25 protein-coding genes, 1 tRNA gene and 1 other RNA gene are annotated in these 26935 nt (G+C 70.0%); 14 read left to right on the forward strand and 13 right to left on the reverse strand.

Annotated elements, in window-relative coordinates:
* The first annotated feature begins 144 nt into the window (after window positions 1-144).
* Together AORI_RS79480 and AORI_RS79485 are read left to right on the forward strand one after the other, a co-directional pair.
* Entirely contained in the window at window positions 145-1125 is a 981-nt protein-coding gene (locus tag AORI_RS79480) for an ArsR/SmtB family transcription factor (protein WP_016337944.1), read from the forward strand.
* Window positions 1122-1883 (forward strand): endonuclease/exonuclease/phosphatase family protein, encoded by a 762-nt coding sequence (locus tag AORI_RS79485; protein ID WP_016337945.1) that lies wholly within the window; start codon window positions 1122-1124, stop codon window positions 1881-1883. The genes AORI_RS79480 and AORI_RS79485 overlap by 4 nt, the downstream gene beginning before the upstream one ends.
* An 18-nt stretch (window positions 1884-1901) precedes the next feature.
* Here AORI_RS79485 and AORI_RS79490 read toward each other — a convergent pair whose 3' ends face one another.
* Window positions 1902-3911: a DNA polymerase III subunit gamma and tau gene (locus AORI_RS79490; protein WP_043848445.1), complete on the reverse strand. Its 2010-nt coding sequence runs from the start codon at window positions 3909-3911 to the stop codon at window positions 1902-1904.
* 30 nt (window positions 3912-3941) lie between these two features.
* Between AORI_RS79490 and AORI_RS79495 the strand changes: the two genes are divergently transcribed.
* Window positions 3942-4775 carry a spermidine synthase gene (locus tag AORI_RS79495; protein WP_016337947.1) on the forward strand — a complete coding sequence of 278 codons (834 nt, stop codon included), beginning with the start codon at window positions 3942-3944 and terminating at the stop codon, window positions 4773-4775.
* Window positions 4776-4783: 8 nt separating this feature from the next.
* Here the strand turns inward: AORI_RS79495 and ffs are convergent.
* Window positions 4784-4878, reverse strand: an RNA gene (ffs, locus tag AORI_RS82660) — signal recognition particle sRNA small type.
* A 46-nt stretch (window positions 4879-4924) separates the two neighbouring features.
* Here ffs and AORI_RS79500 point away from each other — a divergent pair.
* Window positions 4925-5815: a serine/threonine dehydratase gene (locus AORI_RS79500; protein ID WP_016337948.1), complete on the forward strand. Its 891-nt coding sequence runs from the start codon at window positions 4925-4927 to the stop codon at window positions 5813-5815.
* On the opposite strand, the gene AORI_RS79505 is transcribed toward AORI_RS79500, so the two are convergent.
* Complete coding sequence (locus AORI_RS79505; RefSeq protein WP_016337949.1) at window positions 5793-7274, reverse strand: sensor histidine kinase; 1482 nt, start codon at window positions 7272-7274, stop codon at window positions 5793-5795. The genes AORI_RS79500 and AORI_RS79505 overlap by 23 nt on opposite strands.
* On the reverse strand, window positions 7252-8001 hold the full coding sequence (locus tag AORI_RS79510; RefSeq protein ID WP_016337950.1) for a response regulator transcription factor: 750 nt from the start codon (window positions 7999-8001) through the stop codon (window positions 7252-7254). The genes AORI_RS79505 and AORI_RS79510 overlap by 23 nt, the downstream gene beginning before the upstream one ends.
* A 169-nt stretch (window positions 8002-8170) precedes the next feature.
* Between AORI_RS79510 and AORI_RS79515 the strand changes: the two genes are divergently transcribed.
* Window positions 8171-8716: a hypothetical protein gene (locus AORI_RS79515; protein WP_016337951.1), complete on the forward strand. Its 546-nt coding sequence runs from the start codon at window positions 8171-8173 to the stop codon at window positions 8714-8716.
* Here the strand turns inward: AORI_RS79515 and AORI_RS79520 are convergent.
* Complete coding sequence (locus AORI_RS79520) at window positions 8710-9768, reverse strand: AAA family ATPase (RefSeq protein ID WP_016337952.1); 1059 nt, start codon at window positions 9766-9768, stop codon at window positions 8710-8712. The genes AORI_RS79515 and AORI_RS79520 overlap by 7 nt on opposite strands.
* Window positions 9769-9820: 52 nt before the next feature.
* On the opposite strand from AORI_RS79520, the gene AORI_RS79525 reads away from it, so the two are divergent.
* From AORI_RS79525 to AORI_RS79535, 3 genes are all read left to right on the forward strand, one after another.
* The gene (locus tag AORI_RS79525; RefSeq protein WP_016337953.1) at window positions 9821-10990 is read left to right on the forward strand and encodes a sensor histidine kinase; all 1170 of its coding nucleotides are present in this window, start codon (window positions 9821-9823) and stop codon (window positions 10988-10990) included.
* Window positions 10987-11640: a response regulator gene (locus AORI_RS79530; protein WP_016337954.1), complete on the forward strand. Its 654-nt coding sequence runs from the start codon at window positions 10987-10989 to the stop codon at window positions 11638-11640. Before AORI_RS79525 ends, AORI_RS79530 begins: the two co-directional genes overlap by 4 nt.
* Before the next feature lie 82 nt (window positions 11641-11722).
* Complete coding sequence (locus AORI_RS79535) at window positions 11723-11938, forward strand: hypothetical protein (RefSeq protein WP_016337955.1); 216 nt, start codon at window positions 11723-11725, stop codon at window positions 11936-11938.
* 92 nt (window positions 11939-12030) lie between these two features.
* On the opposite strand, the gene AORI_RS79540 is transcribed toward AORI_RS79535, so the two are convergent.
* Window positions 12031-12483, reverse strand: a complete 453-nt coding sequence (locus tag AORI_RS79540; protein WP_016337956.1) for a nitroreductase family deazaflavin-dependent oxidoreductase — start codon at window positions 12481-12483, stop codon at window positions 12031-12033.
* 118 nt (window positions 12484-12601) lie between these two features.
* Between AORI_RS79540 and AORI_RS79545 the strand changes: the two genes are divergently transcribed.
* Window positions 12602-13291 carry a TetR/AcrR family transcriptional regulator gene (locus tag AORI_RS79545; protein ID WP_043849245.1) on the forward strand — a complete coding sequence of 230 codons (690 nt, stop codon included), beginning with the start codon at window positions 12602-12604 and terminating at the stop codon, window positions 13289-13291.
* On the opposite strand, the gene AORI_RS79550 is transcribed toward AORI_RS79545, so the two are convergent.
* Complete coding sequence (locus tag AORI_RS79550; protein ID WP_016337958.1) at window positions 13275-13898, reverse strand: TetR/AcrR family transcriptional regulator; 624 nt, start codon at window positions 13896-13898, stop codon at window positions 13275-13277. The two genes, AORI_RS79545 and AORI_RS79550, sit on opposite strands and share 17 nt — an antisense overlap.
* Window positions 13899-13907: 9 nt before the next feature.
* Window positions 13908-14102: a hypothetical protein gene (locus tag AORI_RS79555; RefSeq protein ID WP_016337959.1), complete on the reverse strand. Its 195-nt coding sequence runs from the start codon at window positions 14100-14102 to the stop codon at window positions 13908-13910.
* A 169-nt stretch (window positions 14103-14271) separates the two neighbouring features.
* On the opposite strand from AORI_RS79555, the gene AORI_RS79560 reads away from it, so the two are divergent.
* A complete protein-coding gene (locus AORI_RS79560; RefSeq protein ID WP_016337960.1) occupies window positions 14272-15795 on the forward strand; it encodes a 3-hydroxyacyl-CoA dehydrogenase in 1524 nt (507 codons plus the stop codon).
* Between the two features lie 63 nt (window positions 15796-15858).
* On the opposite strand, the gene AORI_RS79565 is transcribed toward AORI_RS79560, so the two are convergent.
* From AORI_RS79565 to AORI_RS79585, 5 genes are all read right to left on the reverse strand, one after another.
* On the reverse strand, window positions 15859-18681 hold the full coding sequence (locus AORI_RS79565) for a PQQ-dependent sugar dehydrogenase (RefSeq protein WP_043848446.1): 2823 nt from the start codon (window positions 18679-18681) through the stop codon (window positions 15859-15861).
* Between the two features lie 87 nt (window positions 18682-18768).
* Window positions 18769-21579, reverse strand: a complete 2811-nt coding sequence (locus AORI_RS79570) for a PQQ-dependent sugar dehydrogenase (protein WP_016337962.1) — start codon at window positions 21577-21579, stop codon at window positions 18769-18771.
* 350 nt (window positions 21580-21929) lie between these two features.
* Window positions 21930-22571: a L,D-transpeptidase gene (locus tag AORI_RS79575; protein WP_016337963.1), complete on the reverse strand. Its 642-nt coding sequence runs from the start codon at window positions 22569-22571 to the stop codon at window positions 21930-21932.
* Between the two features lie 202 nt (window positions 22572-22773).
* Entirely contained in the window at window positions 22774-23658 is an 885-nt protein-coding gene (locus AORI_RS79580; protein ID WP_016337964.1) for a serine/threonine-protein kinase, read from the reverse strand.
* Between the two features lies 1 nt (window position 23659).
* Entirely contained in the window at window positions 23660-25300 is a 1641-nt protein-coding gene (locus AORI_RS79585; protein ID WP_016337965.1) for an N-6 DNA methylase, read from the reverse strand.
* A 77-nt stretch (window positions 25301-25377) separates the two neighbouring features.
* Between AORI_RS79585 and AORI_RS79590 the strand changes: the two genes are divergently transcribed.
* The 4 genes from AORI_RS79590 to AORI_RS79605 all read left to right on the forward strand — a co-directional run bounded on the left by AORI_RS79590 (window position 25378) and on the right by AORI_RS79605 (window position 26929).
* Window positions 25378-26124: a PP2C family protein-serine/threonine phosphatase gene (locus AORI_RS79590; protein WP_016337966.1), complete on the forward strand. Its 747-nt coding sequence runs from the start codon at window positions 25378-25380 to the stop codon at window positions 26122-26124.
* A 72-nt stretch (window positions 26125-26196) separates the two neighbouring features.
* Window positions 26197-26281, forward strand: a tRNA-Ser gene (locus AORI_RS79595).
* Between the two features lie 140 nt (window positions 26282-26421).
* A complete protein-coding gene (locus AORI_RS79600; RefSeq protein WP_005167132.1) occupies window positions 26422-26682 on the forward strand; it encodes a hypothetical protein in 261 nt (86 codons plus the stop codon).
* A 1-nt stretch (window position 26683) separates the two neighbouring features.
* Window positions 26684-26929, forward strand: coding sequence for a hypothetical protein (locus AORI_RS79605; protein ID WP_016337967.1), 246 nt, complete (start codon window positions 26684-26686; stop codon window positions 26927-26929).
* The last annotated feature ends 6 nt before the right edge of the window (window positions 26930-26935 follow it).

Genomic DNA, 26935 nt, shown 5'->3' on the forward strand with positions numbered 1-26935 from the left:
ACGTCTCACGTGCCCGCGTCTCCGCAGGTCAGCGCGGACTTGTCGTCCCACCCTCCCGGATTGGTCCGATCGGCTTGTCTCAGCGCGTCCGGCACGTTTGAGTTACCGCCGGAGAAGAAAATGCCGTCTTGAGGGGGACCAGGCATGACTCTGCGCATGATCTTCGATCGGAAGGATCTCCAGGGGATCCGGATAGCCGAAGCACCGGACCCGCTGTGGGAACTGGTCCTCGGTTCGCATCAGCTGAGGGAGGACCGCCCGTCGGCCTGGCGGCAGCGGGTCCAGCTGAACCTGCGTCAGAACGAAGAAGCGGCACGATCGCTGAAGGCGCTGTTCACCCTCGTCCCACCGAAGGGGAACTTCCCCGATTTCCTGACTCCGCCCACGGCGGCGGGGTCCTTCGAAAGCGGGCTCGAAGCGGTGGCCTGCACACCTCGCGGACGGCTGTGCGCCGATCTCCGGACCGTGTTCACCGGCACCGCCCCGACCTGGGTGAAACGGCTCGCCGACGGCGATCGCGACGAGGTCCACGGGGTGGTCGGCGCCCTGCGCGACGCGTACGACCTGGTGATCGCGCCGTTCTGGCACAGCATGCGCGAGACCGTCGCCGCCGACCGCGCCCGGCGGGTCCGCACGCTGGCCACCGAGGGGGCGGGGGCGATGATGCGCGGCATCCCCGGCGTCCGCGGCTGGGACGGCGAGGTGCTGGAGATCGCCTACCCCCGGCAGCGGACCGTCCATCTCGGCGGCCGGGGGCTGACCCTGATCCCGAGCCGGTTCTGCGCGAACACGCCGGTCACTTTCATCGATCCGGCGCTGCCGCCGGTGCTGCTGTACCCCGCCAGCGTGACGAACGCGCGCCCGGCGGACGTGTCCCCCGAATTGGTGGCGCTCCTCGGCCGGACGCGCGCCGAAAGCCTCGGCGCGCTGCGTGTCCCGCGCACGACCAGCAAGCTGGCCTCATGCCTCGGCACCTCGATCGGCACGGCCAGCAAACAGGCCGCCGTGCTGCGCGAGGCCGGGCTCGTCACCAGCGCCCGGCAGGGCAGCGCCATCCTGCACCACCTCACCCGGCTCGGCACCGCACTGCTCGCCGGGGAACTCGACGAAGGGACCGTTCCATGAAATCGGTACTCGCCGCCGTCGCCTTGATCGCGGGCACGGCCGCCCCCGCCGCCGCGGCGACGGATTTCCCGGTGCTGCAGATGAACCTGTGCCGCAGCGGGGTCGCGAACTGCTTCAACCAGGGCGGGACGAACCCGATGGCGAAGGCGGCGAGCACGATCGTCGCGGCGAACCCGGCCGTCGTGACGTTGAACGAGGCCTGTTCGTCGGAGACGACGAAGCTGGCAGCCGACGTCAAAGCGCAGTCGGGCCGGGCGTACACGGTCGTCTGGCAGCCCGTCGGCAAGAAGGAGAACGGCCGGACGACGCCGTATCCGTGCACGTCGGGGCGGGGTGAGTACGGCATCGCGGTGCTGGCCAGGCAAGACCTCGGAGCGGTGAAGGCGCGCGAAGGCGGCTACTACGGGCCTCAGGATGGCGGCGCGGAGCAGCGGGCCTATCTGTGCGCGAAGTTCGGCACGGTGAACGCGTGCACCACGCACCTTTCGACGAAGCAGCCCGCTGTCGAGGAGCAGTGCCAGGCCCTGAAGGGGCTGCTGGCGAAGTACGGCACCGGCACCGTGTTCGGCGGTGATTTGAACCTGCGCTACCCCGGCGATCCGAGCGCGCAGGCGTGCGTTCCCGCCGGCTCGTTCCGGAAGGGTGACGGCAACGTGCAGCACATCATCGCCGGCGGCGCCTTCGGCTTCGGGAGCTCCGGGAAGACGTCGATCCCCGGCACCGATCACCCGGCCTGGCGGGTCACCCTCACCCGCTGACGCCCCGCATTCAGAGGACTACTTGCGTTCGTCGAGGGGGCGGGCGTTGAGGTGGTCGGCGAGCAGCTTCCGGGCGATCTCTTCCGGATCCTGCTCGGGCGGGAGCGGCGGAGGAGGCGGCGCGGGGCTCGCGTCCTCGTTGTAGAGGTCCTCGTCCTCCTCGACCGGCTCCGGCGGGAGCGGGATGTCCGGCTCGCTCGTCGTCACCTTCGGCCGCTGAGGCTCCGGCTTCGGCGTCGGGGGCGCCGGAGGGGCGCTGGGCGCTTCGGCGGACCGGCGGGTGAAGGAACGCTCGGGCGCGGGTGGCGGTGGCGCGGCCTTCGGCGCGGCGGCCTGCCGGGCCGGTGCGGCGCCGTGGACGCAGCGCACCTGCCAGTCGCCGCCGAAAACCTCCTTCAACGCGGCCGCGACCCGCTCCGCGTTGTGCGGCTCGGAAAGCCGCCGGGCCAGCGGCTCCGCGCTGTGCGTGAGGGTGACGGCGCGACCCTCGACACTCACGACGCTCGCCTGCGTGAGCATCGCTTCGGTGCTGCGGCCGCCCGGCACCTTGCGGATCGCGGCGAGCACCTGCGGCCAGCGGCCGCGGATCCCGTCCGCGTCGGTCGCATCGCCCGAAGCCGCGGCCGGAGCGGGTTCGGGTGCGGCAGAAGGCGGGGTCGGCACGGAAGGACGTTGCGGGGCGGGCCGCTCGGCGACCGGCTCGGGTCGCGCGGCGGGCTGAGGGGCCTGGGGCGCCGGAGCGGGCGCGGCGGCACGTTGCGACGGCCGCTGGAACTCGCGGACCGGCTCCCCCGAAGGCGGAGCGGCCGGGGCTGGCGCGGACTGCGCCACCGGAGCGGCTTGAGCGGCGGCGACGGGCGCCGGGGCCGCAGCGGCGCGGCGCTCGAGCCGTTCGAGGCGGGCGAGCAACGCGTCGGTGCTCTCGGCGACCGACGGCAGCAGCATCCGCGCCGTCAGCAGCTCCAGCACCAGCCGCGGCGAGGTCGCGCCCCGCATCTCCAAGAGTCCATTGTGGACGATGTCGGCGTAACGCGAGAGCGTGGCGGGCTCCAGTTTGCCCGCCTGCTCCTTCATCTTCTTGAGCTCGTCGTCCGGCGCGGAGACGAGGCCGCGTTCACCCGCGTCCGGCACCGAACGCAGCATCACCAGGTCGCGCAGGCGGTCGAGCAGGTCGGTGGCGAACCGGCGCGGATCGTGCCCGGCCTCCGCGAGCCGCTCGACGGTGCCGAACACGGCGGCCGCGTCGTCCGCGGCCAGCGCGTCGACCATGCCGTCGATGAGCGCGACGTCGGTGACGCCCAGCAGCGACACCGCGCGCGAGTAGTCGACGCCGTCCGGCCCGGCGCCGGCCAGCAGCTGGTCGAGCACCGACTGCGTGTCCCGCGCCGAACCCCCGCCCGCGCGGATGACCAGCGGATACACCGCGGGCTCGACCTTCGCGCCCTCGGCGGCGACGTTGCGTTCCAGCAGTTCGCGCATGGAGCTGGGCGGGATCAGCCGGAAGGGGTAATGGTGCGTCCGCGACCGGATGGTGGGGAGCACCTTGTCCGGTTCGGTGGTCGCGAAGATGAAGATCAGGTGCTCCGGCGGCTCTTCCACGATCTTCAGCAGGGCGTTGAAGCCCTGCGTGGTGACCATGTGCGCCTCGTCGATGATGAAGACGCGGTAGCGCGAGTCGGCCGGGGCGTAGAAGGCCCTGTCACGCAGCTCGCGGGCGTCGTCGACACCACCGTGGCTGGCCGCGTCGAGCTCGGTGACGTCGACGCTGCCGGGGCCTTCGGGCGCGAGGTTGCGGCACGAGTTGCACTCGCCGCACGGATCCGGCGTCGGGCCCTTCGCGCAGTTCAACGACCGCGCCATGATGCGGGCGCTGGACGTCTTGCCGCAGCCGCGCGGGCCGGAGAAGAGGTAGGCGTGGTTGATGCGACCGGCGGCCAGCGCGGTGCGCAGCGGATCGGTCACATGCTCCTGCCCGACGACCTCGGCGAAGGTAGCCGGACGGTACTTTCGGTACAGCGCTAATGCCACGGCCGCGAGACTACCGGGAGGGCCCGACAGGTGAGACCGGCACCGACCCCCGGCAGCTATCCGGTGCGCTTCGGCACCGCCGAACTGCTCCAGGACGCCGACCGCCCCAACGCCTGGATGATCTCGGTCGACGGCGTCGCCCAGTCGCACGTCAACCTCGACGACCCCTTGGATCTCGAGTTCGACTACATCCGCCGGATCGCCGACGTCGTCGACTGTCTCGGCGAAGGCCCGCTCGACGCGCTGCACGTCGGCGGGGCGGCCTGCACGCTGCCCCGTTACCTCGCCGCGGCGCGGCCGCGGTCACGGCAGCTCGTCTTCGACGCCGACGGTGAACTCGTCGCGCTCGTCCGCGAGCAGCTGGGCCTGAAGGGGCTGAAGGTCCGTGTCGGCGACGGCCGCGAAGGCGTCTCCGGCAGGTACGACGCTTCGGCCGACCTGGTCATCGTGGACGCTTTCGAACGCGGAATCCTGGCCGGCGGGCTCGCGACCGTCGAGTTCACGAACGAGATCGCGCGGGTCCTCCGCCCGGCCGGGACCTACATCGCCAACGTGTCGGACGGGCCGAACCTGCCGTTCCTCCGCCGGTTCTTGGCGACGCTGGCGGATTCCTTCCCCTACCTGGCGATCTTGGCCGAGCCGGGGGTCCTCCGGGGGCGCCGGTTCGGGAACATCGTGGTCGCCGCTTCGCGCGTCGAGCTCCCCGTCGCGGACCTGACCCGCCGCGCCGCTTCGTCGGCGTATCCGGCGCGCTGCGTCGCGGGAGAAGACCTTCGTGACCTGCAAGGCAAGGCGAAACCCATCACGGACGCGGAAGCCCTGCCGTCGCCCGTGCCGCCGAAGGATGTGTTCGGGATCTTTTAGTCCCCCAAAAAAGGGGATCCCGCGCACCCGTCAGAGCTTGCTTATCCTTGCTGCCTTCCGGCCCTGGGGAGGTTCACAAGATGGACGCCGCGCGGGATCCGAGGACCAGTGTAGTCACTCCCTCCCCGGCATGGAGGACAGTGGGGGGTATGAGTACTCCGACCTGGGAAGATGTCCTCAAGGCCGCCGAAGCGGTTCATCCGTTCGTGCGGCGCACGCCGGTGCTGCGCGCCGAGGTCGACGGGCGGCCGCTGGTGCTCAAGCTGGAGCATCTGCAGCGGAGCGGATCGTTCAAACTGCGGGGCGCGGTGAACGCGCTGGTGAGCGGCCCGTTGCCGGAACGGGTGCTGACGGCGTCCGGCGGCAACCACGGGCTGGGCGTGGCGACGGCGGCTTCGCTGCTGAATCTGCCTGCGACGGTGTACGTGCCCGAGTCGGCTCCGCAGGCGAAGACGGACCGGATCGAGGCCACGGGCGCGAAGCTCATCCGTCACGGAGCGACGTACGCCGAGGCGGCCGCGAAGGCGCTCGAAGCCGCTACTGAGCCGGGTACGCGGTACTTGCACGCGTACGACGACCCTGACGTCGTCGCCGGTCAGGGCACCGTCGCGGCCGAAGTGGTCCAGGACGCGCCGGATGTCGACGCCTTCCTGGTCGCGGTCGGCGGTGGCGGGCTGGTCGCGGGGACGTCGCTGGCCGGGTTGCCGACGTTCGCCGTCGAGCCGGAACGATGCCGCGCGCTCGGCGCCGCGCTGGAGGCGGGCGAGCCGGTGGACGTGGAGATCGACTCGGTGGCCGCGTCCGCGCTGGGCGCGACCAGGGCCGGGGACGTGCCGTTCGCCGTGCTCCGGGACCGGGTGACGTCCGTCCTGGTCAGCGACGAGGAACTGCTCGCCGCGCGGGACCGGCTCTGGGAGGCGTTCCGCCTCGCCGTCGAACCGGCCGCCGCGGTCCCGTTCGCCGCGTGGCTGGCCGGGAGGACCGAAGGCGACCTGCCCTGCGTCATCCTCTGCGGCGCTAACAGTGAGTGGCGGCCCTGAGCACGACCCGGAACTCCGTGTGTCCCGGGCGGCTGACGACGCCGACCTGCCCGCCGTGCGCGGCGACGACGGCCGCGACGATGGCCAGCCCGAGCCCGGTGCTGCCCGCCGCCCGCGACCGTGAGTCGTCGCCTCGGGCGAAACGTTCGAAGACCTCCGGGAGGATCTCCGGCGGGATCCCGGGGCCACCGTCGACAATGGACAGTGTCACCGTCGAGTCCACTATGGACAGCGTGGTGGCGACCTCGGTGCCCGCCGGGGTGTGCGTGCGCGCGTTGCCGAGCAGGTTGATCACCACCTGATGCAGCTGATCCGCGTCACCGAGGACGGTGATCGGCTCCGGCGGGACCTCCAGCAGCCATTTGTGCTCCGGCCCGGCGACATGCGCGTCGGCGACGGCGTCCGCGACTAGCCGGGAGAGGTCCACCGGCTGGTGCACCACCGGACGGCCGGAGTCGAGCCGCGCGAGCAGCAGCAGATCCTCGACCAGGCCGGTCATCCGCGTCGATTCCGACTCCACGCGGCCCATCGCGAACGCGATGTCCGGCGGCACCTCTGAGCCGGAGCGCCGGGTGAGTTCCGCGTAGCCGCGGATGGCCGCGAGCGGCGTCCGCAGTTCGTGGCTGGCGTCCGCGACGAACCGGCGCACCCGGCTTTCGCTGGCCTGCCGCGCGGACAGCGCGTCCGAGATATGGCCCAGCATGCGGTTGAGCGCGAAACCCACCTTGCCGACCTCTGTCCGCGGATCAGTGTCCACTTCGGACACCCGCTCGGACAGCGCGACCTCGCCGCGATCCAGCGGGAGCTCGGCGACCCTGGTCGCGGTGGCGGCGAGGCGGTCGAGGGGTTTCATGGTGCGCCGCACGGTCACCGCGCCCAGCGCGCCCGCCAGCAGGATCCCGCCGACGGCGACCCCGCCGAAGATGAAACCGAGGCTCCACAAGGTATCCGTGACGTCCTTGGTCGGCAGCCCGGTGATCGAGACACCGCCGTTGGACGCCTGCTTGGCCACCACGCGGTATTCCCCGAGCGAGCCGAGGTCCACGTCGGTGGGCTTGTCGGTCGGCGTCGACCGCAGCAGGGCCGAGAGCTGGGCCGGGCCGATCGGGTCGTGCGGGAACGGGTCGGCGATCTTCGCGTCGTAACTGGACCGCAGTACCGCCGCGACCACGCGCCCGTCAGGGAGGAGGTTCACGAACAACGAACCGGTGCTCTGCCCGTACGCGCGAAGGCCCTCGGGAACCCTTTCCCCGCCGGGACGGCCCGGTGGCGGCGGGCGGCTGGCACGTTCGCTGGTCTCGGCGAGACGGGCGTCGAGCTGGTCGATCAGGAAGCTCCGCAACGCCAGTTCGGTGACCACGCCGACCACCAGGCAGACGAGCGCGAGCAGGCCCGCGACCTGCGCGATCAGCCGTCGCCGCAGGGACCACGGCCGTCTACCCCGCGGGTTTGAGGACATACCCGGCGCCGCGCATCGTGTGGATCATCGGTTCCCTGTCGGCGTCGATCTTCTTGCGGAGGTAGGAGATGTACAGCTCGACGATGTTGGCCTGGCCGCCGAAGTCGTAGCTCCACACGCGGTCGAGGATCTGCGCCTTGGACAGCACACGCTTCGGATTGCGCATGAGATAACGCAGCAGTTCGAACTCGGTCGCGGTCAGCGGCACCGGATCGCCGCCGCGGTGCACCTCGCGGCTGTCCTCGTCGAGGGTCAGGTCGCCGACGACGAGCGTCGACCCGCTCGGCCCGGCGACCCCGCCCGCGCGGCGGAGCAGCGCGCGCAACCGCAGCGCGACCTCCTCCAGGCTGAACGGTTTGGTGACGTAGTCGTCGCCGCCCGCGGTGAGCCCGGCGATCCGGTCCTCCACCGCGTCTTTCGCGGTCAGGAACAGCACCGGCAGGTTCGGCACCTCGGAACGCAGGCGGCGCAGGACTTCCAGGCCGCTCATATCCGGCAGCATGACGTCCAGCACCACGGCGTCCGGCCGGAATTCCCTGGCGACGCGGACCGCCTCGGTGCCGTCGGCGGCGGTGCGGATGTCCCAGCCCTCCATGCGAAGCGCCATCGACACGAGCTCGGACAAGGTCGCCTCGTCGTCGACGACCAGCACCCGCACGGGGCTGCCGTCGGCACGGCGCAGGCCGGCCTTCGCGGAACCGGACGAAGGGACGTTCACACTGGTCATGGTGCCATCCTGGGCGGCGCCGATGAGGCTTCTCTGTGCGCCGGCTGTGCGTTTCCTGTGAACGATCACCCCGCCGTGGCGGAATCACAGCGCGTGCCCACCGGCGGCACAGCTCCCGCACAGCGACGGCGCCGACCATGGCCGCAACCGACCTTATGGAGGCGTCCAGATGACCGAACCGACCAAACCCGCCGAATGGGGCGCGCCCGTCCCGGAAGGCGAACCCAAGAAGACCTGGTCGGGTCGCAAGACCGCGATCGCGGCCGGGGTGGCGGTGGTGATCGCCGCCGGCGGTGGCGCCGCGATCTGGGCCGGAACCGCCGCGAACGGCGCCGAACGGGGCGCGATGATGGGCGGCCCCGGCGGCGGCCGGGTGCTTATGGGCCCCGGCGGGGCGATGACGCGCGACGCGCTGCACGGCGACTTCGTCGTCTCCGACGGCAAAGGCGGCTACAGCACCGAGCGGATGCAGACCGGCGAGATCACCGAGATCAGCGCGACCTCCGTCAGCCTGACCAGCAAGGACGGCTACAAGCAGGTCTACACGATCGACGCGTCGACCATGAAGACCGGCGAACCCAAGGCCGGCGAGACGGTGATGGTGACCGCCAAGGTCACCGGGAACACCGCGACGGCGACGACCATCGGCAAGCCGGGGCAGAACCAGCGCGGCGGGCCGCCCGGACAGGGCCAGGACGGTCAGCGGCGCTACTGAGCCACCACGGCGAGCAGCGCGGCGGCCGTTTCGGCGGGTTCCTGCCCGGAGGTGTCGAGGACGACGCGATCACCGCCGGAACGCCGCATCCGGGCCGCCTCGGCGATCGCGCGCGCGGCCACCCGGTCCCGTACGCCGGGTGGCGCGCCGCGTAGCTCGTCGCCCGCCAGCAAGGCGGACTCACCTTCGGCCCGGCGCCGGACCCGCTCGGTGAGCGTGGTGTCGTCCGCGTCGAGGTGGACGACGGTGACCGCGTCGAAGACCCGCCGGTGCTCCGGGCGGAACTCCCGGGCCACGACGATCAGTTGCTTCGCCCCCGCGTCGCGATAACCGCGCCAGACGGCCGACAGCAGCGCCGCCTCAAGTGCCGGGTCCGGGCCAGGGTTCGCGAAGCCGAGTTGCGCCAGATCGACGTACGCGACGGGCGCGTCCCGCTCCCACAGGTCCCGCAGCGCGCTGAACGCGGCGGTCGACTTGCCGACCGCCGTCGGACCGGTCACCACGGTCACCGGTCCGGGCTGTGGCTGTCCGGGCTCCGGCGACTGAACGGTTCCGTCGGCCACGGCACAGCGGTGGAACAGCGCTTCCACGGTCTGCTCGGGCCGCTGGCCGGTCGTGTCCATCGCCTCGCCGAAACCGGCGCGGTCGTAGACGTCCGCCACCGCGAAGAGGTCGGGCAAGGCCGCGGCGGGCGAGCCACGCCCGAGAAACCGGCGCCGGAGTTCGTCGCGATCGCACGTCAGCCGGATGAGCGTGAGGTCGAAGCCCGGGTCTTCGATGTATGGCTTCGCCGGGTCCACCACCCCGGACACGACGAGCTGCGCGGTGCCTCGCAGGACTTCCAGTACGCGCAGCAGATTGGCCGCCTTGATCGCGTGCGCGGCGTCCCCGCCGCCGGGCGGCGGGCCGATCAGCCCGAGCTGGTCGATGTCGACGTACGCGACGCTGCCACCCGCTTGCGTCAGGCGGGTGTATAAACCCCAGGCGGTGGTCGATTTCCCGGTTCCCGGTGCCCCGGTCGTCCAGAGCACGGGCGTCTTCGCTGCCCCCATGGGTTTCGATCTTAGGAACCCCTGTCCAGTGAAATAGGGCAGAGTTGAGCCCGTGCGGGACATCAGTGGTTCGCTGGCGAGGCAGGCGTGCGCGGTCGCGGCCGTCTGCCTGGTCGCCGACGCCGGGCTGTTCCTCATCGCCGGGCCGCCGCTCTCGCTGGGCTGGCAGGCGTGGGTGGTCTTGATCGGCGGCATCCTCGCGAACGCCGCGCTCGCCGGGCCTTCGCGGTATTCCGGCTGGGTTTCCGCCGCGCACGGCGCGTTGCTCGCCGCCGCGCCGCTCCTGCTGTTCCCGTACGACCATTACCTGCAGGCCACCAACGCCGGCGTGCTGATCGCGGGTTACCGCGCGGGCGCCTGGCTTTCGGCCAAACCCGCGGTGGCCGCCCTGGTGACGATGCTCGCCGGGCTCGTCGCCTGCAACGTCATCCCGGTCGACCGTGCCGACCGGGACTGGCGGCTGCTGGTCATCGACGTCGGTGTGAGCGGGCTGCTGCCGTGGATGGTCGGCCGCTACACGACCGCGCGGCGCGCGTACATCGCCGATCTCCAGCGCGCGGAGGAACAACGGCAACAGCACGAAGCGGAGGCCGTCCGCCGTGCCGTCGTCGAAGAACGCACGACGATCGCCCGCGATCTGCACGACGTGATCTCCCACCACGTCAGCGCGATCGGCGTGCACGCCGGCGCCGCGCGGCTCGGGCTGCCGGAGGGCGAACCCGCCGTCCGGCGTTCGCTCTCGGCGGTCGAATCGTCGAGCCGGGCCGCGATGGCCGATCTGCGGCGTCTGCTGGACCTGTTGCACGGCAAGGAGAACGGTGACGTCCAGCGGCAGCCGGGGCTGGACAACCTCGACGAGCTGCTCGACAACCTCCGCACCGCCGGGCTGCCCGCGCGGCTGACCAGCCACGGCGGGCCGCGCGACCTCCCGGGTTCGGTGGACATCGCGCTGTACCGCATCGTGCAGGAGGCGCTGACGAACGCGCTCCGGCACGGCGCCGGCGGGATCGTCGAGATCGACCTCGCCTACCGGCAGACGGAAGTGCTCCTCACGATCACGAACGAGATCGGCCGCCCGAACGCGTCGGCCGAATCGACGAAACGCGGCCTCGCCGGGATCAGGCAACGGGTCGCGTTGTTCGGCGGCCAGGCCGAATGCGGACCGCTCGACGACGGGCGGCACTGGCGGGTTCGAGTCGGTTTTCCTTTGGAGGCACAGTGATCCGGGTTCTGCTGGCCGACGACCACGCGATGTTCCGGTCCGGGATGCGCGCGGTGCTGGACACCCAGGCGGATTTCGAATGCGTCGGCGAGGCGGCGGACGGACGCGAGGCCGTCGCGCAGGCGGCCTCGCTGCGGCCGGACGTCGCGGTCCTCGACGTCCGGATGCCCAAATTGGACGGTCTGGCGGCGACCGAGGCGATCATGTCCGCGCCCGGCAACGACACCCGCGTTCTCGTGCTGACGACCTACGACTCCGACGAGTACGTCTACCGCGCCCTTCGGGCCGGTGCGAGCGGATTCCTGCTGAAGAGCCTCGCGCCCGAAGAACTCGTCTCGGCCATGAGGGTGGCCGCGCGCGGCGACGCGCTGATCGACCCGACGGTGACCCGGCGGCTGGTGTCGACCTTCGCCACCAGTATCGAACCCGCGGCCGCCGAACCGGCGGAGCTCGAACGGCTCACCTCACGAGAGCGCGAAGTCCTCCTGCTCGTCGCCGATGCCTCCAGCAACGCGGAGATCGCCGTGCGCCTGCATGTCGGCGAGGAGACGGTGAAGACCCACGTGTCCCGGATCCTGGCGAAGCTCGGGCTGCGGGACAGGGTGCACGCCGTCGTCTACGCCTACCGCAACGGACTGGTGGGGAACTGACCCGGCGGAGCTTGATCGGTTCGCCGGGCGGGGCGCCCGGTGCCAGAATCGCCACAGGGCACGTCGAGGCGGGGAGCTGTGGATGAAACGCTGGGTCACGCTCACGATCGGGCTGGTCTTCCTGCTGGTCGGCGGTGTCTGGGTGCTGCAGGGCGCCGGCGTGCTGACCGGCAGCTTCATGACCGGGCAGAAGCTGTGGTTCCTGATCGGGCTCGTCGCGTTCCTGGTCGGGGTGGTGCTGGTGGCGGCCACCGCCCGCCGCACTCGCCAGACCTCCGGTGAGGACCGGGCCGACTAGCCACGGCCGCTATCGCCGGACACGCGTGATCAGAGGCGTAACTCGCGTGATTGAGTGGCGAACACGCGTGATTGGACGGCGATCTCTCGGCATCAGGCGATCTTGAAGATCGGGTAGCCCGGCGCGATCTCCAGCAGTTTCTCGTCCGACGCCTTCGCGTCGACACCGTCGAAGAAGACACCGACCTCGAACTTCCAGCGCTTGAGGTACGCCCGCAGGATCTCGGGCTTCTCGTGGTCGGCGAGTTCGGTGTAGGTGAATGTCTCGGTGCGGCGTCCGACGCTGAGCTGCCCCTCACCGGCGACGCGCAGGTTCCGCACCCACTGTGTGACACCCCGCGGGGCGACCAGGTAGCGCTCGCCGTCCAGCTTCAGCAGGTTGACCGGGACGGAGCGCAGTTCGCCGCTCTTGCGACCACGGACCGAGAGCACCCGGCTGCCCAGCACGCTGACGCCGAGCCTCGTCAGCTTGAGCACGAACTCGTTGAACGCGTTGGTCGCCTTGGCCGGCTTCACGTAGCGGATCGCGGCGGGGGTGGCGGTCATTTCCGTCTCCTCGAAGTTTGCGAGAGCGGTGCTCTCTGTTAAGAGCAGTGAACATCAGAGCAGTGCGCCATGTCAAGAGCGCTGCTCTCGTTTAGGTGCGATGCTCTACAGTGAGAGCATGGCCGCCACTCAGACCGCGCGCGAACGTGCCCGCGCCGAACTCACCCGCGAGATCAAGGACGAAGCCCGCCGCCAGCTCGCCGAAGTCGGCGCGCTCGGCCTCTCACTGCGCGCGGTCGCGCGCGAGCTGGGCATGGTCTCGTCCGCGCTCTACCGCTACTTCTCCAGCCGCGAGGAGCTGCTGACCGCGCTGATCGTCGACGCGTACAACGCCGTCGGAGAAGCCGCGGAAGCGGCCGACGACCCGAAGAAGGGTCCGCTGGAACGGTGGGCGTCGATCTGGCACGCGGTCCGAGCCTGGGCGAAGGCACACCCACACGAGTACGCGCTGATCTACGGTTCGCCGATCCCCGGCTACCAGGCCCCGCAGGACACCGTCGCCCCCGCCGGCCGGGTGGCGTTCGCGCTCGTCGCGGTCCTGCGCGACGCGAACCTCCGCGTCGAGACCGAGGTCGGCGAGATGCCCATCGAGCTGCTTCACCAGCTCGACGCGCTCACCGAAATCCTCAAGATCAACCTGGGCCCCGAGACCGCCTCCCGGCTGATCATGGCCTGGACCCAGCTGTTCGGGATGATCAACTTCGAGCTGTTCGGCCAGTACGTCGGCTCCGTCGACCCGGCGGACGCCTTCTTCGCGCACGGGGTCCGTCAGATGGCCGAGTTCACCGGGATCAAGATGACCGGCTGAGCGCGGTCCACGAACGCATCAGCAGCTGGACGGCGTCCACGACGTCCTCGTCACCCGTCCCCTCCGGGCTGAGGAAGCGCTGCAACAGGAGACCGTCCTCGAGCGCGTGCACGATCAACGCGAGGAAGGCCGGATCGGCGGGCGGTTCCGCGCCTCGCGCGGCGAGCTCGGTCCGGATCGAGGTCTCGAGCAGTGCCCTTGTCGACTTCTCGCCTTCGCCGACGAGCGGGCGGGCGTCGGGATTCCGCAACGCGTACAGGGCCAGCTCCGTGCGCAGCGTCAGCCAGCCGGCGAGGTGTTCGGCGCGCTCGACGTTCCACGCGCGCAGCCGGTCCATCATCTCGGCGAAGGACCCGACGCCGTCACGCAGCGCGGCGACCTCCTCGGCCTCGCGCTGGGTTCGGCGGCGCAGCAGCTCGACGACCAGCTCGTGTTTGCCGTCGAAGTTGCCGTAGAAGGCACCGCGCGTGAAGCCGGCGCGCTCGGCGATCTGCTCGACGGACGTGCCGTTGACCCCGCGTTCGGAGAACAGCTCGGCGGCCGCCGCGAGCAGGCGCTGCCTGGTCTGCTCGCGGCTTTCCTCCCGCGTCAAGCGTTTCGCCGTCACATGGCGATCTTAGAGTTCGGGCTGCGGCTTCCGGCCGGACAGCCACACCCCGCCCGCGAGGACGGCGGCGGCGACCACGACGGCCAGGGCGGTGAGCGACCACAACGCCTGGCTCGCCAGGAACGCGGCGACCGCGCCGAAGAGAACGGCGACGAGGAGCAACGGCGTGGTCCGGACGGCTGCGGCGGCGGGGACGGTGGCCATGGGAGGTTTCCCTTCGGGGGTGGTGCGCGGAACACTCGGTTTTCGCGGAGGAGACCTCGGCGGCTCGGTGGCCTTACGCCGGGTGGGCCACGGATCACCCGTCCGGGCGAGATACCGGCGTGGCGGCTAGCGTCACGACGAGAAGACATCGAGGGAAAGGCGGCTCGCGGTGGAGAAGTGGGCGGAGCAGGTCGGCAGGATCCGGGTGATCGGAACCGGGGTGATGGGCCGGGGCATCGTCCAGCTCGCCGTGACGGCGGGGCTCGAGGTCGAGCTCGCCGACGCCCGGCCGGAGGCGGTCGGCGAGGCCATCGACCAGGTCGGCGCGATGCTGGACAAGCTCGCTTCGAAGGGCAAGATCACCGAGGAGGCGGCCGGGTCCGCGAAAGGCAGGCTGATCGCGGCCGAGGGTCCGCTGGCCCCCGCCGGCGGCGTCGACCTCGTCGTCGAAGCGGTCCGCGAGGATCTGGAGATCAAACGCGCGCTGTTCGCCGAACTGGAACGCGTCTGCGGCCCGGACACCGTGTTCGCCACCAACACCAGCTCGCTTTCGGTCACCGAGATCGGCGCCGCGCTGACCGATCCCGGCCGGTTGCTCGGCCTCCACTTCTTCAACCCGGTCCCGCTGATGCGGCTGGTCGAGGTCGTGCCCGGCGCGCGGACCGCCGCGTGGCTGCCGCCCGCCGTGACCGAACTCGTCCGCGGCTGGGGGCACGAACCCGTCCTCGCCCGCGACGCGCCGGGTTTCCTGGTCAACCACGCCGGTCGCGGCCTCGGCACCGAAGCGCTGCAGATCCTCGCCGAGGGGATCGCGAGCCCGGCCGAAGTGGACCGCGTCGCCCGTGACGTGCTCGGCCTGAAGCTCGGCCCGTTCGAACTGCTCGACCTCACCGGTCTCGACGTCTCGCACGCCGTGCTCGAAAGCATCTGGAGCGGCTTCCACGGCGAACCGCGGTTGCGGCCGTCGTGGCTGACGCGTCCCCGGGTCGCCGCCGGGCTCTTCGGTCGCAAGAACGGCGAAGGCTTCTACAGCTACGTCGACGGGCAACAGCAGGTCGAGCCGGAACCGGCCGCGCCGGAGGCTCCGAACACTCCGGTGTGGGTCGACGACGAACGCCTCGGCACGCTGCTCTCGGCGGCGGGCATCCAGGTGGTGCACTCCGCCTACCCGGACACGGTCCTGGTCGTCAGCCCGATCGGATCGTCCACTGTGGACACCGCGATCGCGGCGGGTCTACCGCCGGAACGGGTCGTCGGCGTCGATCCCCTCGGCGGCTACGCGAAACGACTGACGCTTACCGTCCACCCCGCCCTCGATCCGGCCGCCGGCCGCACCGCCTGGGGCGCGCTCGCCGCGACCGGCCTGCCGGTGACCGTGGTCCGCGACGGCCCCGCGCCGATCGCGCAGCGGCTTCTCGCGTCGATCGTCAACACCGCCTGTTTCATCGCCGGGCAACGGCTCGCGACGCCGGAGGACATCGACACCGCCGTCCGGCTCGGCCTCGGCTACCCGCGCGGGCCGCTGACCTGGGGTGACGAGGCGGGCGCGGAGCTCGTGCTGCGGGTCCTGCGCGGTCTCGTCGCGAGCACCGGCGACCAGCGCTACCGGCCGAGCGCCTGGCTCACCGAACGCGTCGCGCTCGGCCTGCCGCTGACGTTGACGGGCACCTCACCGGCGGACCTCCTGCGCTGAAGTACATGAAGGCCCCCTTCCTTGCGCCTGGCGCAAGGAAGGGGGCCTTCATGTACTTGACCTTTACCAGCGGCGGTCGGTCACCGCACCGTTGGAGGCGTTCCAGAACACGTAGCCGCCCTGGAAGTTGTTCTGCCGTCCACCGGACACGGCGAACTCGTCGGTGGTCGGATACCTCAGGTACCCGGCCTCCCAGCCGAGCGCTTCCCAACGCTGCCGGATGGCCCCGTAGACCCCGTGCGCGTCGGTCTGCATCGTCCAGTAGATCGAGCCGGCCTTGGTGAAGTGGACGTAGCGGCCGATACCGTCCGGCGTCTTCGCCTCTTCCATGGTCGGGTACCCCATGGGGCCCGCCTCCCAGCCGAGCGCTTCCCACCTGACGCGGATCCGGCCCCAGATCGCCCTGGCGTCGGTCTGCACCGTGTAGTAGATGGACGCGTTCTTGCTGAAGTGGTTGTAGCGGCCGATCCGGTCGGGCGTGATGCTCTCGTCCGTGGTCGGGTAGCCGAGTTCACCGGCCTCCGCGCCCAAAGCCTTCCACTTCACGCGGATACGGCCGAACACAGGATGCGCGCCCGTGTTCACCGTGTAGTAGATCGACGACTGCATCTTGCCGGGCCACATCGGGAAGTCGTTGTAGCGGCCGATGGTGTCCGGCGTGGTCATCTCGTCGGTCGCGGGCGGGCCGAATTCCTTGTGGCCGCCCAGGGCGAGGTACTTCTTGAGGATCTCGCCCTCGATCTGCTTCACACCCGTGTCCTTCGACCAGTACAGCCGCCCGCGCTCGTAGGTGCGGAAGCGGACCGTGCCGTCGACGGCCTCGGGCGCGGTCGGCGCGCCGAGTCGTTGCGCGAGCGCGGGTTCGTCGCGGTAGCGCTTGTCGATCGGGGTGATGTAGTTCGCCGTGATGGTCTGATCCGTGGTGCCCATGGTGATCTCGGTCAGCCGTCCGGTCGCGCCGTTCGACCAGCCGGTGAACGTCGACGCGCCGTCCGAGGCGACCTCGGCCGCCTGGATCTCCACCTTCGCGCCTTCGACCACCATCGCCGACGAGGCCCCGCCTTCCGGCGTGATGCCCAGCGCCGCGGCGACGTTGCTGGTCAGCGTGAGCCGGTGCTCGCGCGGCTTCGCGATATAGGTCTTCGAGACCTTCACGCCGGCGCTGTCGGTCGCCGTCGCGGTGAACTCCAGGTTGGAGTCCGTGTGGTCGGTGAACGGCATGGCGAACTCGGCTCCGGAGCCGCTCTGGTCCGGATGCGCGTGGCAGACCGCGTTCTCGGGGCAGTGCCGGACCAGGGTGGTCCAGGTGACCGGGAGGGCGCCGTCCTCGGTGTCGGTCACGGTCGCGCCGACCTTGACCTCCTCGCCGACGGCGAACAGGCGCTCACCGGGGTCGGTCATGGTCAGCTTCGGCGAGTGGTTCCCGGGCGCCACGGCGATGTCCGTGCTCCCGGACGCCTGCAGGCCATCCTTCACCGTCAGCTTGGCGGTGAACTTCTCGGTGCCCGCCGGGTAGGTGTGGCTGACCTTCGCGCCGGTGCCGGTGGTGCCGTCACCGAAGTCCCACTCGTAGGTCAGCTGGTCGCCGTCGAAGTCGTACGAACCGCTGCCGTCGAAGGTGACCGTGCGGGTTTCGGGGTTCGTCTCGGAAGTGGCGACCGCGACCGGCGCCTTGTTCCCGGTGGTGTAGCTGAGCCGCCGCAGCAGACCGCTGTAGATGTCGGCGTAGACGATGTCGCCGTTGGCCGCGGCCAGGAACTTGACCGGACCGCCGATGCCGGTGAACTTCGGCGGCGTCTCCTGCGGGCGGACGACGCGGCCCTGCGTGTCGTACTTGGCCGTCCAGAGCTTCTGGGTGGCGTAGTCGCCGAAGAAGTACGCGCCCCGGTATTCCTCCGGGTACGACTCTCCATTGTAGACGATGCCGGCGGTGATGCTGTTGCCGTTGTCGATGCCCTGCCCGTGGCGGATCGCCAGCATCGGCGGGGTGTTCACGGCCGAAGCGCACTGCGGCATCGCGGAGAACCCGTCCGCGGGCTGGTTGCCCTCGAAGCAGGGCCAGCCGAGATTCGCGCCCTTCTGGACGAAGTTGATCTCTTCCCAGGTGCCCCAGCCGACGTCGCCGACCACCGGCAGGCCGGTGCTGGCGTCGAGGCTGAACCGGAACGGGCTGCGGAAGCCGCTCGCGAACACCTTGGAGCGCAAGGAGTTCGGGTTCGCCGCGGAGTAGTACGGGTTGTCGGGAACGCCCGCACCGTCCGAAGTGATGTGGAAGATCTTGCCGAAGATCTTGTCGAGGTCGTACACGTTGAGCGCGAACGGGTCGGCCGCGCCCTGGAACCGGGAGCTGTCGCCGGTCGAGACCCACACCGTGCCGTCGGGGGCGGCCACGACACCGGTGATGCCGTGGATGTCGGTGTTGGCGGCACCCTCGATGAGCACCTTCTCACCGGTCAGCCCGGTCGGCTCGGCGGTGCCGGTGACCGTCCAGCGCGACGCGCGCAGGGCGATGCCGCCGCCGGCGACGTCGACCGCGCGGGCCGTGTAGACCGTGCGGGAGGTGGCGAAGTCGGGCGCGATCGCGATGCCGACCAGCCCCAGGTCACCGCTGCTGCGCACCGGCAGGGTGGCGATGCTCTTGGTCTGCCCGGTGGTGGACACCCAGGCGACGTTGCCCTGCTTCCCGGTGGTCAGCATCGAGCCGTCGGGCAGGTAGGCGAAGTCGGTCAGGTCGTACGGAGCCTGCCCGCTCTGCTGGTCACGCAGGACGAAGCCGGGCGGAAGCACCGGCGCCGCGGACGCCGATGTGGACGTCAGCGGCACCAGCAAGGTCACTATCAGCAACGTCACGAGGGCGTGACAGAGCGCACGGAATCTCGACGGCATGCAAGGGCCCCTTTCCCCAGTCGAACGTCTCATCGAAGGGGCCCACGTGGACATTTCACACTTTCGAGTGGCTTTATCGAACTGTGATCACCACCGTCGGTCGATCACCTGCCCCGTGCTCCGGTTCCAGGTGATGTAGCCGCTCTGGAAGCTGCTCTGCCGTCCGATGGCGATGCCGAACTCGTCCGTCGCCGGGTAGCGCAGGTACGACCGCTCCCAGCCGAGCGCTGCCCACCGCTGCCGGATCGCACCGTAGATCGCGTGCGAATCGGTGGCCATCGTCCAGTAGATCGAGCCCGCCTTGGTGAAGTGGTTGTAGCGGCCGACACCGTCCGGCGTGGCGGATTCGTCGGTCGTCGGGTAGCCGAGCGGGCCGGTCTCCCAGCCGAGCGCCTCCCACCGGACCCGGATGCGCCCCCAGATCGCGCGCGCGTCGGTCGGCACCGTGTAGTAGATGGACGCCTTCTTGCTGAAGTGGTTGTACCGGCCGGCGCCGTCAGGGGTCGGGAGTTCGTCGGTCGTGGGGTAGCCGAGCGGGCCCGACTCCCAGCCCAGCGCCGCCCATTTGACCCGGATCCGCCCGTACACCGGATGCGCGCCGGTCGACGGCGTCCAGTAGATCGACGAGTGCATCGTGCCGGGCCAGTTCGGGAAGTGGTTGTAGCGGCCGACGCCGTCCGGGGTGGCGGTCTCGTCGGTCGCGGGCGGCCCGAACTTCCGGTGCCCGCCCAGGGCGAGGTACTTCTTGAGGATCTCGCCCTCGATCTGCCTCACGCCGGTCTCGGCGCTCCAATAAAGCCTGCCGTTCACGTACGGCCGGTAGCGCACGGTCCCGTCGGCGACCTCGGGCCCGACGGGTGCGCCGAGTCGTTGCCGCAGCGCGGGTTCCGCCTGGTAGCGCTTGTCGATCGGGGTGAGGTAGTTCGCGATCAAGGTCAGGTCGTTCGCCGGAACGGTGACGGTCACCGTGCGCGAGGTCCGCCCGTCGGACCAGTTCGAGAACGTCGAGACGCCGTCCGCGGCGATCTCCTCCGCCACGACCTCGAACGTCGCGCCTTCGGTCACCATCGCGGTGCTGACCCCGCCCTCTGCCGGGATGCTCAGCGCCGCGGCCACGTTGCCGGTCAGGGTCAGCCGGTGCTCACGCGGCATCGCGACGTACGTCCTGCTCGCCGTCACCCCGGCGCTGTCGGTCACCGACGCGGTGATCTCGACGCGCGAGTCCTGGTGGTCGGTGAAGGGCACGGTGAACGCCGGTCCGCTGCCCTGCGAGCCGGGGTGCGCGTGACACGTCGCCTCCTCCGGGCAGTGCCGGATGAGGGTGGTCCACGACACCGGCAGCCCGCCGTCCTCCGCGTCGGTCGCCGTCGCCCCGACGACGACCGGTTCCCCGACCGCGAACGTCCGGGAGCCGGGATCCGTCATCACCGGCTCCGGCGAATGGTTTCCCGGCACCACGACGACGTCCGTACCGCCGGACGCGCCGAGACGGTCCGTGACGGTGAGCCGCGCTGTCGCTCTCGTGAGCCCGGTGCCGTAGGTGTGGGTCACTCGGACACCGGTCTGGCTCGTGCCGTCGCCGAAATCCCAGTGGTAGGTCAGCGGATCGCCGTCGAAGTCGTAGGAACCGCCGCCGTCGAAGGTGACCGTGCGGGTTTCGGGGTTCGTTTCGGAAGTGGCGACCGCGACCGGTTCCGCGTTCGTCCCCGGATAGCTGAGGCGCCGCAGGTTTCCGGTGTGGATGTCGGCGTACACGATGTCGCCGTTGGCCGCGGCCGCGAACTTCACCGGCCCGCCGATGCCGATGAACTCCGGTGGCCGCTCCGGCGCGCGCACGAGCCTGCCCTGGCTGTCGTACGTCATCGTCCAGATCTTCTGCGTGACATAGTCGCCGAAGAAGAAGGCGCCCCGGTATTCGTCCGGATAGGACGATCCACTGTAGACGATCCCGGCGGTGACACTGTTGCCTTCGTCGACGCCGGAACCGTGGTGGTACGCGGTGGTCGGCGGTGTGTTGACCACCCCGGCGCAGCCCGCCAGCCCGGAATACCCCGGCGTGGGTGCGTTTCCCTCCCAGCAGGGCCAGGCGTGGTTCTCCCCCGGCCGCACGACGTCCACCTCTTCCCAGGTGTTCCAGCCGACGTCGCCCACGACCGGCAGACCGAGCCGCGGGTCGAGGGAGAACCGGAAGGGACTGCGGTAGCCGCTGGAGAAGACCTTGGAACGATTGGCATCCGGGGCCGTGGCGGAGTAGTACGGATTGCCGGGAACGCCGGCGCCGTCCGAGGTGACGTGCAGGATCTTGCCGTAGAGCTGATCGAGGTCGAGCGAGCGCAACGCGCCCGGATTCATCCTGGTGAAGTCGGCGGCGTCGCCGATGGAGATCCACAACGTGCCGTCGGGCGCCGTGACGAGACCTGTGATGCCGTGGACGTCGTAGAACCCGGGAAGGTCGACGAGCACGCGTTCGTTCGCGAGCCCGGTGGGGATGTCCGTGCCGGTCACCGTCCAGCGCGCCACCCGCATGGTGAACGCGCCACCGCCCGTGTCGAACGACCACGCGAGGTAGATCCGGTGTGACGTGGCGTAATCCGGCGCGACGGCGAGCCCGACGAGCCCGAGATCGCCGTCGTCGTGGACGGGAAGGTTCGCGATCGTCCTGGCCGGACCGGTGACCGGCACCCAGGCGACCTTGCCGCTCTTGCCGATGCTGAGCACGGAACCGTCCGGCAGATAAGCGAAATCGGTCAGGTCGAACGCGGCCTGACCGCTCGGCTGGTCACGCAGGACGAAGCCGGAAGGCAGAGTGGGCGCTCCGGTCGCTTCCGGAGCGCCCACCCATCCGGGGAGAAGCAGGATGGAAACCGACAGGGCGGCGAGTACCCGGCTCCAGATCATCGGCACTTCCCCATTTCCGGCGTGTCCTGGGCACGTCGCCGGGAACGGGGCGGTCATTGCCGCCGGGAGCTTTCATTTATCTCAAAGCAACCGAACCGCAATGATCGCCACGGATCGTGCTCGGTCACCTACCCAAGGGTCGTTTCGGGTTCCATTGACCCGTCGACAAAGGCCCTGAGTGTCCACAAGGGACATCTCGTGTCGACCAGATGTCCGTTTGATGCCTATATAACCGTTTCTACACGGGGGTCGTGAGTGGGAATGAGGGTTAGAACCACCCAAATCACTCACGACCCCCGCGCAAAGCCGACAAACCGGGCGTCACTCACGACCACCGGCACCGAAGCGGATCAGGCCACGACCTGCACCACGTCGCCCTTCTGCAGAGTCGTGAAGTACTTCTGCGAGGCCGCCGCGGCCAGGTGGATGCAGCCGTGCGAGTACACCGAGAGGCTGCCCGTGTGGAAGGCGATACCCGGCAGGAAGAACACCGAGTTCGGCATCGGCGCGTCGAACTGCTTCGAGTGGTAGTTCTTGACCTTGGCCGAAACGTGGAAGACGCCGGTCGGCGTGGCATATCCCTTCTTGCCGGGCAGTTGCTTGACCGGACCGTAGATGACCTTGCCGTCCTGCAGGAGCCACGTCTTGAGCGCGGAGAGATCCACGCAAGCGCTCACGCCCGGTGAGGCCAGCGCGGCCTTGCAAGGCACGTCGGCGGCGTTCGCGGCGGGCTTGGGCGCCGGTTTCGGCGTGGGCTTCGGCGTCGGCTTGGGCTTGGAAGACGTCGGTTTCGGCGTGGCACTGCTGCTGCTCGGCGTCGGCGTAGGCGCCTGGGACGACGTGGCCGGGGTCGAAGAGGGCGCCGACGTGGTCGTGGACGCACCCTGCGCGACGGCTCCGCCACCGGGCGCACTGCCGCCGGCGTCGCCCGAACACGCGGTCAGCACCAGCGCGGTGGCCAGTGCGGTCACCCCCACCAGGAACTTCTTCACGACCCTTACCCCCGTTTGTCCGTAGTCCGTCCGACATGGGTAAAGACGGAGCTCACCCGGCCGGGGTTGTTGATCGGCAGGTCACGATCGCGTCTCAGGGCCTGTGGGCGGAGCTGAAGGTTTACCCCGGAGCGTGCCCGAACGCGTGAACCCGCCCTGGCCGAAGGCCCCGCTATCGCGGTGGCGGGTTCACCAGCAAAACTCAGGGCACGCGGCCGACGACCCTCGCGTACATCCGGCCAGGGTTGGCGCCTTCGTCCAGATATCCGGGCAACGGCGGCAGGTCGCGCGCGAACACGGCCAGCCGCCCGAACAGTTCGTCCGCGTCACGGGGCCGCCGTTCCGGGTCCTTCTCCAGGAGATCCGCGAGCAGCACGTTCAGTCCAACCGGGACACCGGCCACTTCGGCCGGGCTCTCCTTGACCTGCTTCTCGAACACCGCGTACGCCGTCGGGCCGGTGAACAGCTGCCTGCCGGTCAGCATTTCGTGCAGGACGCAGCCCAGCGCGTACAGATCGCTGCGCGGCCCGGCGATCCCGCGCTGGATCTGCTCCGGCGCCATGTACGCGGGGGTGCCGAGGATCTGCCCGGCACGGGTGAACTGGGCGACGTCGGTCTCGCGCAGCATCGCGAGCCCGAAATCGAGCACCTTCACGCTGCCGTCGGGGCACAGCATCAGGTTGGTGGGTTTGAGATCGCGATGGCAGATGGAAAGCGCGTGCGCCGCGGACAGCACGGCGCAGGCCTGCGCGGCGATCGCGGCCGCCCACGGCACCGGCAGCGGCCCGTGTTCGGCGGCCAGGTCGGCGACGGTCACGCCCTCGATGAACTGCATGACCTGGTACAACCGCTCGTCGTAGGTGCCGAAGTCGTACAGCGTCGGCGCGCCCGCGTGTTCCAGGGTGGCGAGGATCCGCGCCTCGCGGATGAAGCGCTGTTCGAGTTCGGCGTCCGGGCCGCCGGGAAGGCCGAGGAACTTCACCGCCACGCGGCGGCCGAGATGCCGGTCGTGGCCCGCGTACACCGCGCCCATCCCACCCCGCCCGAGCGGCAGCTCGTCGAGTTCGTAGCGGTCGGCGATAAGCAACCTAGTTCTCCGGCTTGAGCTGTCCTTCGGTGAGCCCGGCCAAGCCTAGCCTCACCAGCTCCAGGCCCGATTCCGCCGCCTCGCGCAGGGCGTCCTCGAAGGCGGCGAGCCGGGTGAACGCCGCCCCGTGCGCGCGTTGCCTCTCGATCGGCAGGCGCGGGATCCGGGTGCGTTTGAGGTCGATCCTGGTCGAGGAGGCCGGCGCGATCCGCCCGGCCGCGCGCAGGCAGCCGGCGAGGAACGCGGCGTCCAGCCGTTCGGGGTCGGTGCGGTACTTCGACATCGTCGGCTCCGCGGTGAACGTCTCTCCACTGTGGACATACGCGGGAACGGCGGGCGACGCGACGACATCGCCTTCTTCCACCGACTCCGGCACGGTGAGCACTCCGGACTTCAGCAGCTCCCCGATCGTGACGAACGAGGGTTTCTCGTCGGACACGGCCAGCGACGGCGGTTCCGGCCGAATACCCTCGAAACGCTTGAGGACTTCAAGGAAGGCTTCCCCCGCGTGTTCACCGCGCGCCTGATGACGAACCGGGGAAAGGTCGATCTCCTCGTCGAGCAGATCGATGATCCGGACCGTGCCAGGTACGTCGGCACCGCGCAGATATTCCTCCACAGTGGACGGATCAGTCGTCAGAAGAAGGCGGGACGGCGGCCGTTCGCCGGATTCCGGCCGCCGCAGCAACCAGAGATCCGCGCTGCCGACCGTCACCACGGCTCGCAAAGCCCCGGCCCGCAACAGGTTCCCGCGGATCCTCCGCCCCGTTCGACGGCCCGCCGCGGCTGGTGGCATGCGGATCGCGACGAGCCCGCCGGGTTTCACGTGCGCGAGACAGTGCTGCACCCACGCCAGTTCCGGTTCGCCGCGCGGCGGCTGGCCGTACACCCAGCGCGGGTCTCCGATGAGTTCGTCGTAACCCCATTCCCGTTCGTTGAAAGGCGGATCGCAGACGACGGCGTCCGCGAGCACCCCTTCGTAGGAGTCCATCGACAGGGCGTCCGCGCCGTACATCTCCATGTCCGCCCCCGCGAGCAGGAGCCGGTGCGCGGCGATGCACGACGTCGCCGGATCGTCGACCTGGCCGAGCAGCCGGGTCCCGCCGGAGGCCAGCAGCAGCGTCCCGAGCCCGCACGCGGGGTCGAGTACGACGCCGGGGTCGGGGCCGATGAGCCGGGACATCAACGCCGCCACCGGTTCCGGCGTGACGGACAGCTGGCGCGAGTGCGCCTCGACGTACCGTTCGCATAGGAACTCGTAGGCTTCGCGTGCTCCTCGCTCTTCGGCGAAGCGGTCCAGAAGTCCGAGCAGTTCTGCGTCGTCGTAGCGGGGCGAGAAGGTCCACACGCCGCGCCGCGACAGATACGACCCCACCCGGCCGACGCGGTCGCCGAGCGCCAGATCGTCGCCGAGGTTCCGCAGCCGCTGCCATACCCGGTCGCCGAGCGAGATTTCGACCGGCTTCCCCCGCTCACGCAGCCAGTTTTCGACGGCGAACAGGGAAAAGAGGGGGCTCGACGCCGTCCCGCCGACGGGCGGCGGAAAATCGCCGTAACGTCGGCGCCAGTTGCTGACGGCGGCGCGGCCGACGCCGGCGATGCGCGCGATGTCCGCCGCGGTGACGGTGGCTTGCTCCTCCATCGCCGCATCGTAACCGACAGCTGACCATTCCAACCCTTTGTTTGTGAACTCAGTACACAGCTGCTTTACTGGGAGCCATGAGGTACACCCTTCGGTACGCCGCCGGCTCGGACGTCGGACGGCGCCGCCAGGTCAACCAGGACTCGGTCTATGCCAGCGCCAGGATGCTGGCGGTCGCCGACGGCATCGGCGGGCAGCCGCACGGCGAAGTGGCCAGCGCCGAAGCGGTCGGCGTCCTGTCCCGGCTCGACACGGACCTCCGCGGCTTCGACCTCGCGGACGTCGACCTGACCGAGGTGCTCACCGGCGGCCTTCGCGCCATCGACGACCGGCTCTCCGCGAAGGCCGAGCAGGAGCCCGAGACGCGGGGCATGGGCACCACCCTGACCGCCCTGCTGTTCGACGGCACGCACTTCACGGCCGCCCACATCGGCGACTCGAAGGGCTACCTCCTCCGCGGCGGCACGCTTCGGCGCTTCACCCGCGACCACACCCTCGCGCAGGCCCTGGCGGACGACGGCCGCATCGACCCCTCGGAGGTCGAGGGACACCCCCGCGGCTCGCTGTTGATGAAGGCGCTCCTGAGCACCGGCAGCGGCGAAGCGGACATCTGGGCCTTCGACGCCGCCCCCGGCGACCGTCTCCTGCTGTGCTCGGATGGGTTAACGGCAACGGTTGTCGAAACCGTTATCAAGGACGTCCTGGGCGCCTTCCAAGATCCCGCCGAGACCGTCCCGAGGCTGATCGACCTGGCCAACGAAGGCGGCGGACCGGACAACATCACCTGCGTCGTGGCCGACGTTCTCGCGCCTGCGGCCGCCTGAGCCGCCGAAGCGGCAAACGCAGGTCAGACCCGCCTTCGCGGGGGCGAAACGGCATCCGGTATCGTTCCCCACGGAGGATTGGCCGAGCGGCCTAAGGCGCACGCTTGGAAAGCGTGTTGGGTTCACGCCCTCGCAGGTTCGAATCCTGTATCCTCCGCCGTCAGCAAGGCCCCGGACGTTCCGACGTCCGGGGCCTTGTTGATTACTTAGCAGGACCTTCACTTAACAGAGTCAGTTGATCACGCTAAGTTTAATAGTGGTCGTTCCAGCCCCCGACGTCCCAAGGAGTCCGCCAAAATGGCCGGAGTCGAAGAGATCCGCGCTGGTATCGCGCTCGCGAACGAGAAGGCATCCGCGAGCATCGCCGCACTTCAGCAGGCAGCGCAGTCTCTCGAAGAAGCCCAGCTTTCGCTTTCCCAGGCCACCCAGGGCAGCACCCAGCACGAGGTGAGCCAGGCGCACGGGCTTCTCGCCGAAGCCCTGCAAGGCATCACCGGCATGCAGAGCACCATCCAGGCGGGCATCTCGTCGGCCGAGTCGTACTCGACCCGTCTCTGACATGTACCTCGAGGAACTGCACCAGCTGCTGACGGCCGTCCAAACCGGCCTCGCCGACGGACGCGCCCATGCCGAGCGGGCCAGGAGCCTGCTCGAAGAGTCCAGACGCGCCATCGTGGAACCCCAGGCGCAGGCCGTGCCATGGGTGCCGCCGCAGCTGGCGCAGGCCGACGAGGGAATGGAAAACCTCCTGACGCGCCTTTCCGCCGCTGACGACCTGGTCAGCGGTTACCAATCCCGCCTCTGAGATCGG

This window comes from Amycolatopsis keratiniphila, from assembly GCF_000400635.2.
Lineage (GTDB): Bacteria > Actinomycetota > Actinomycetes > Mycobacteriales > Pseudonocardiaceae > Amycolatopsis > Amycolatopsis keratiniphila.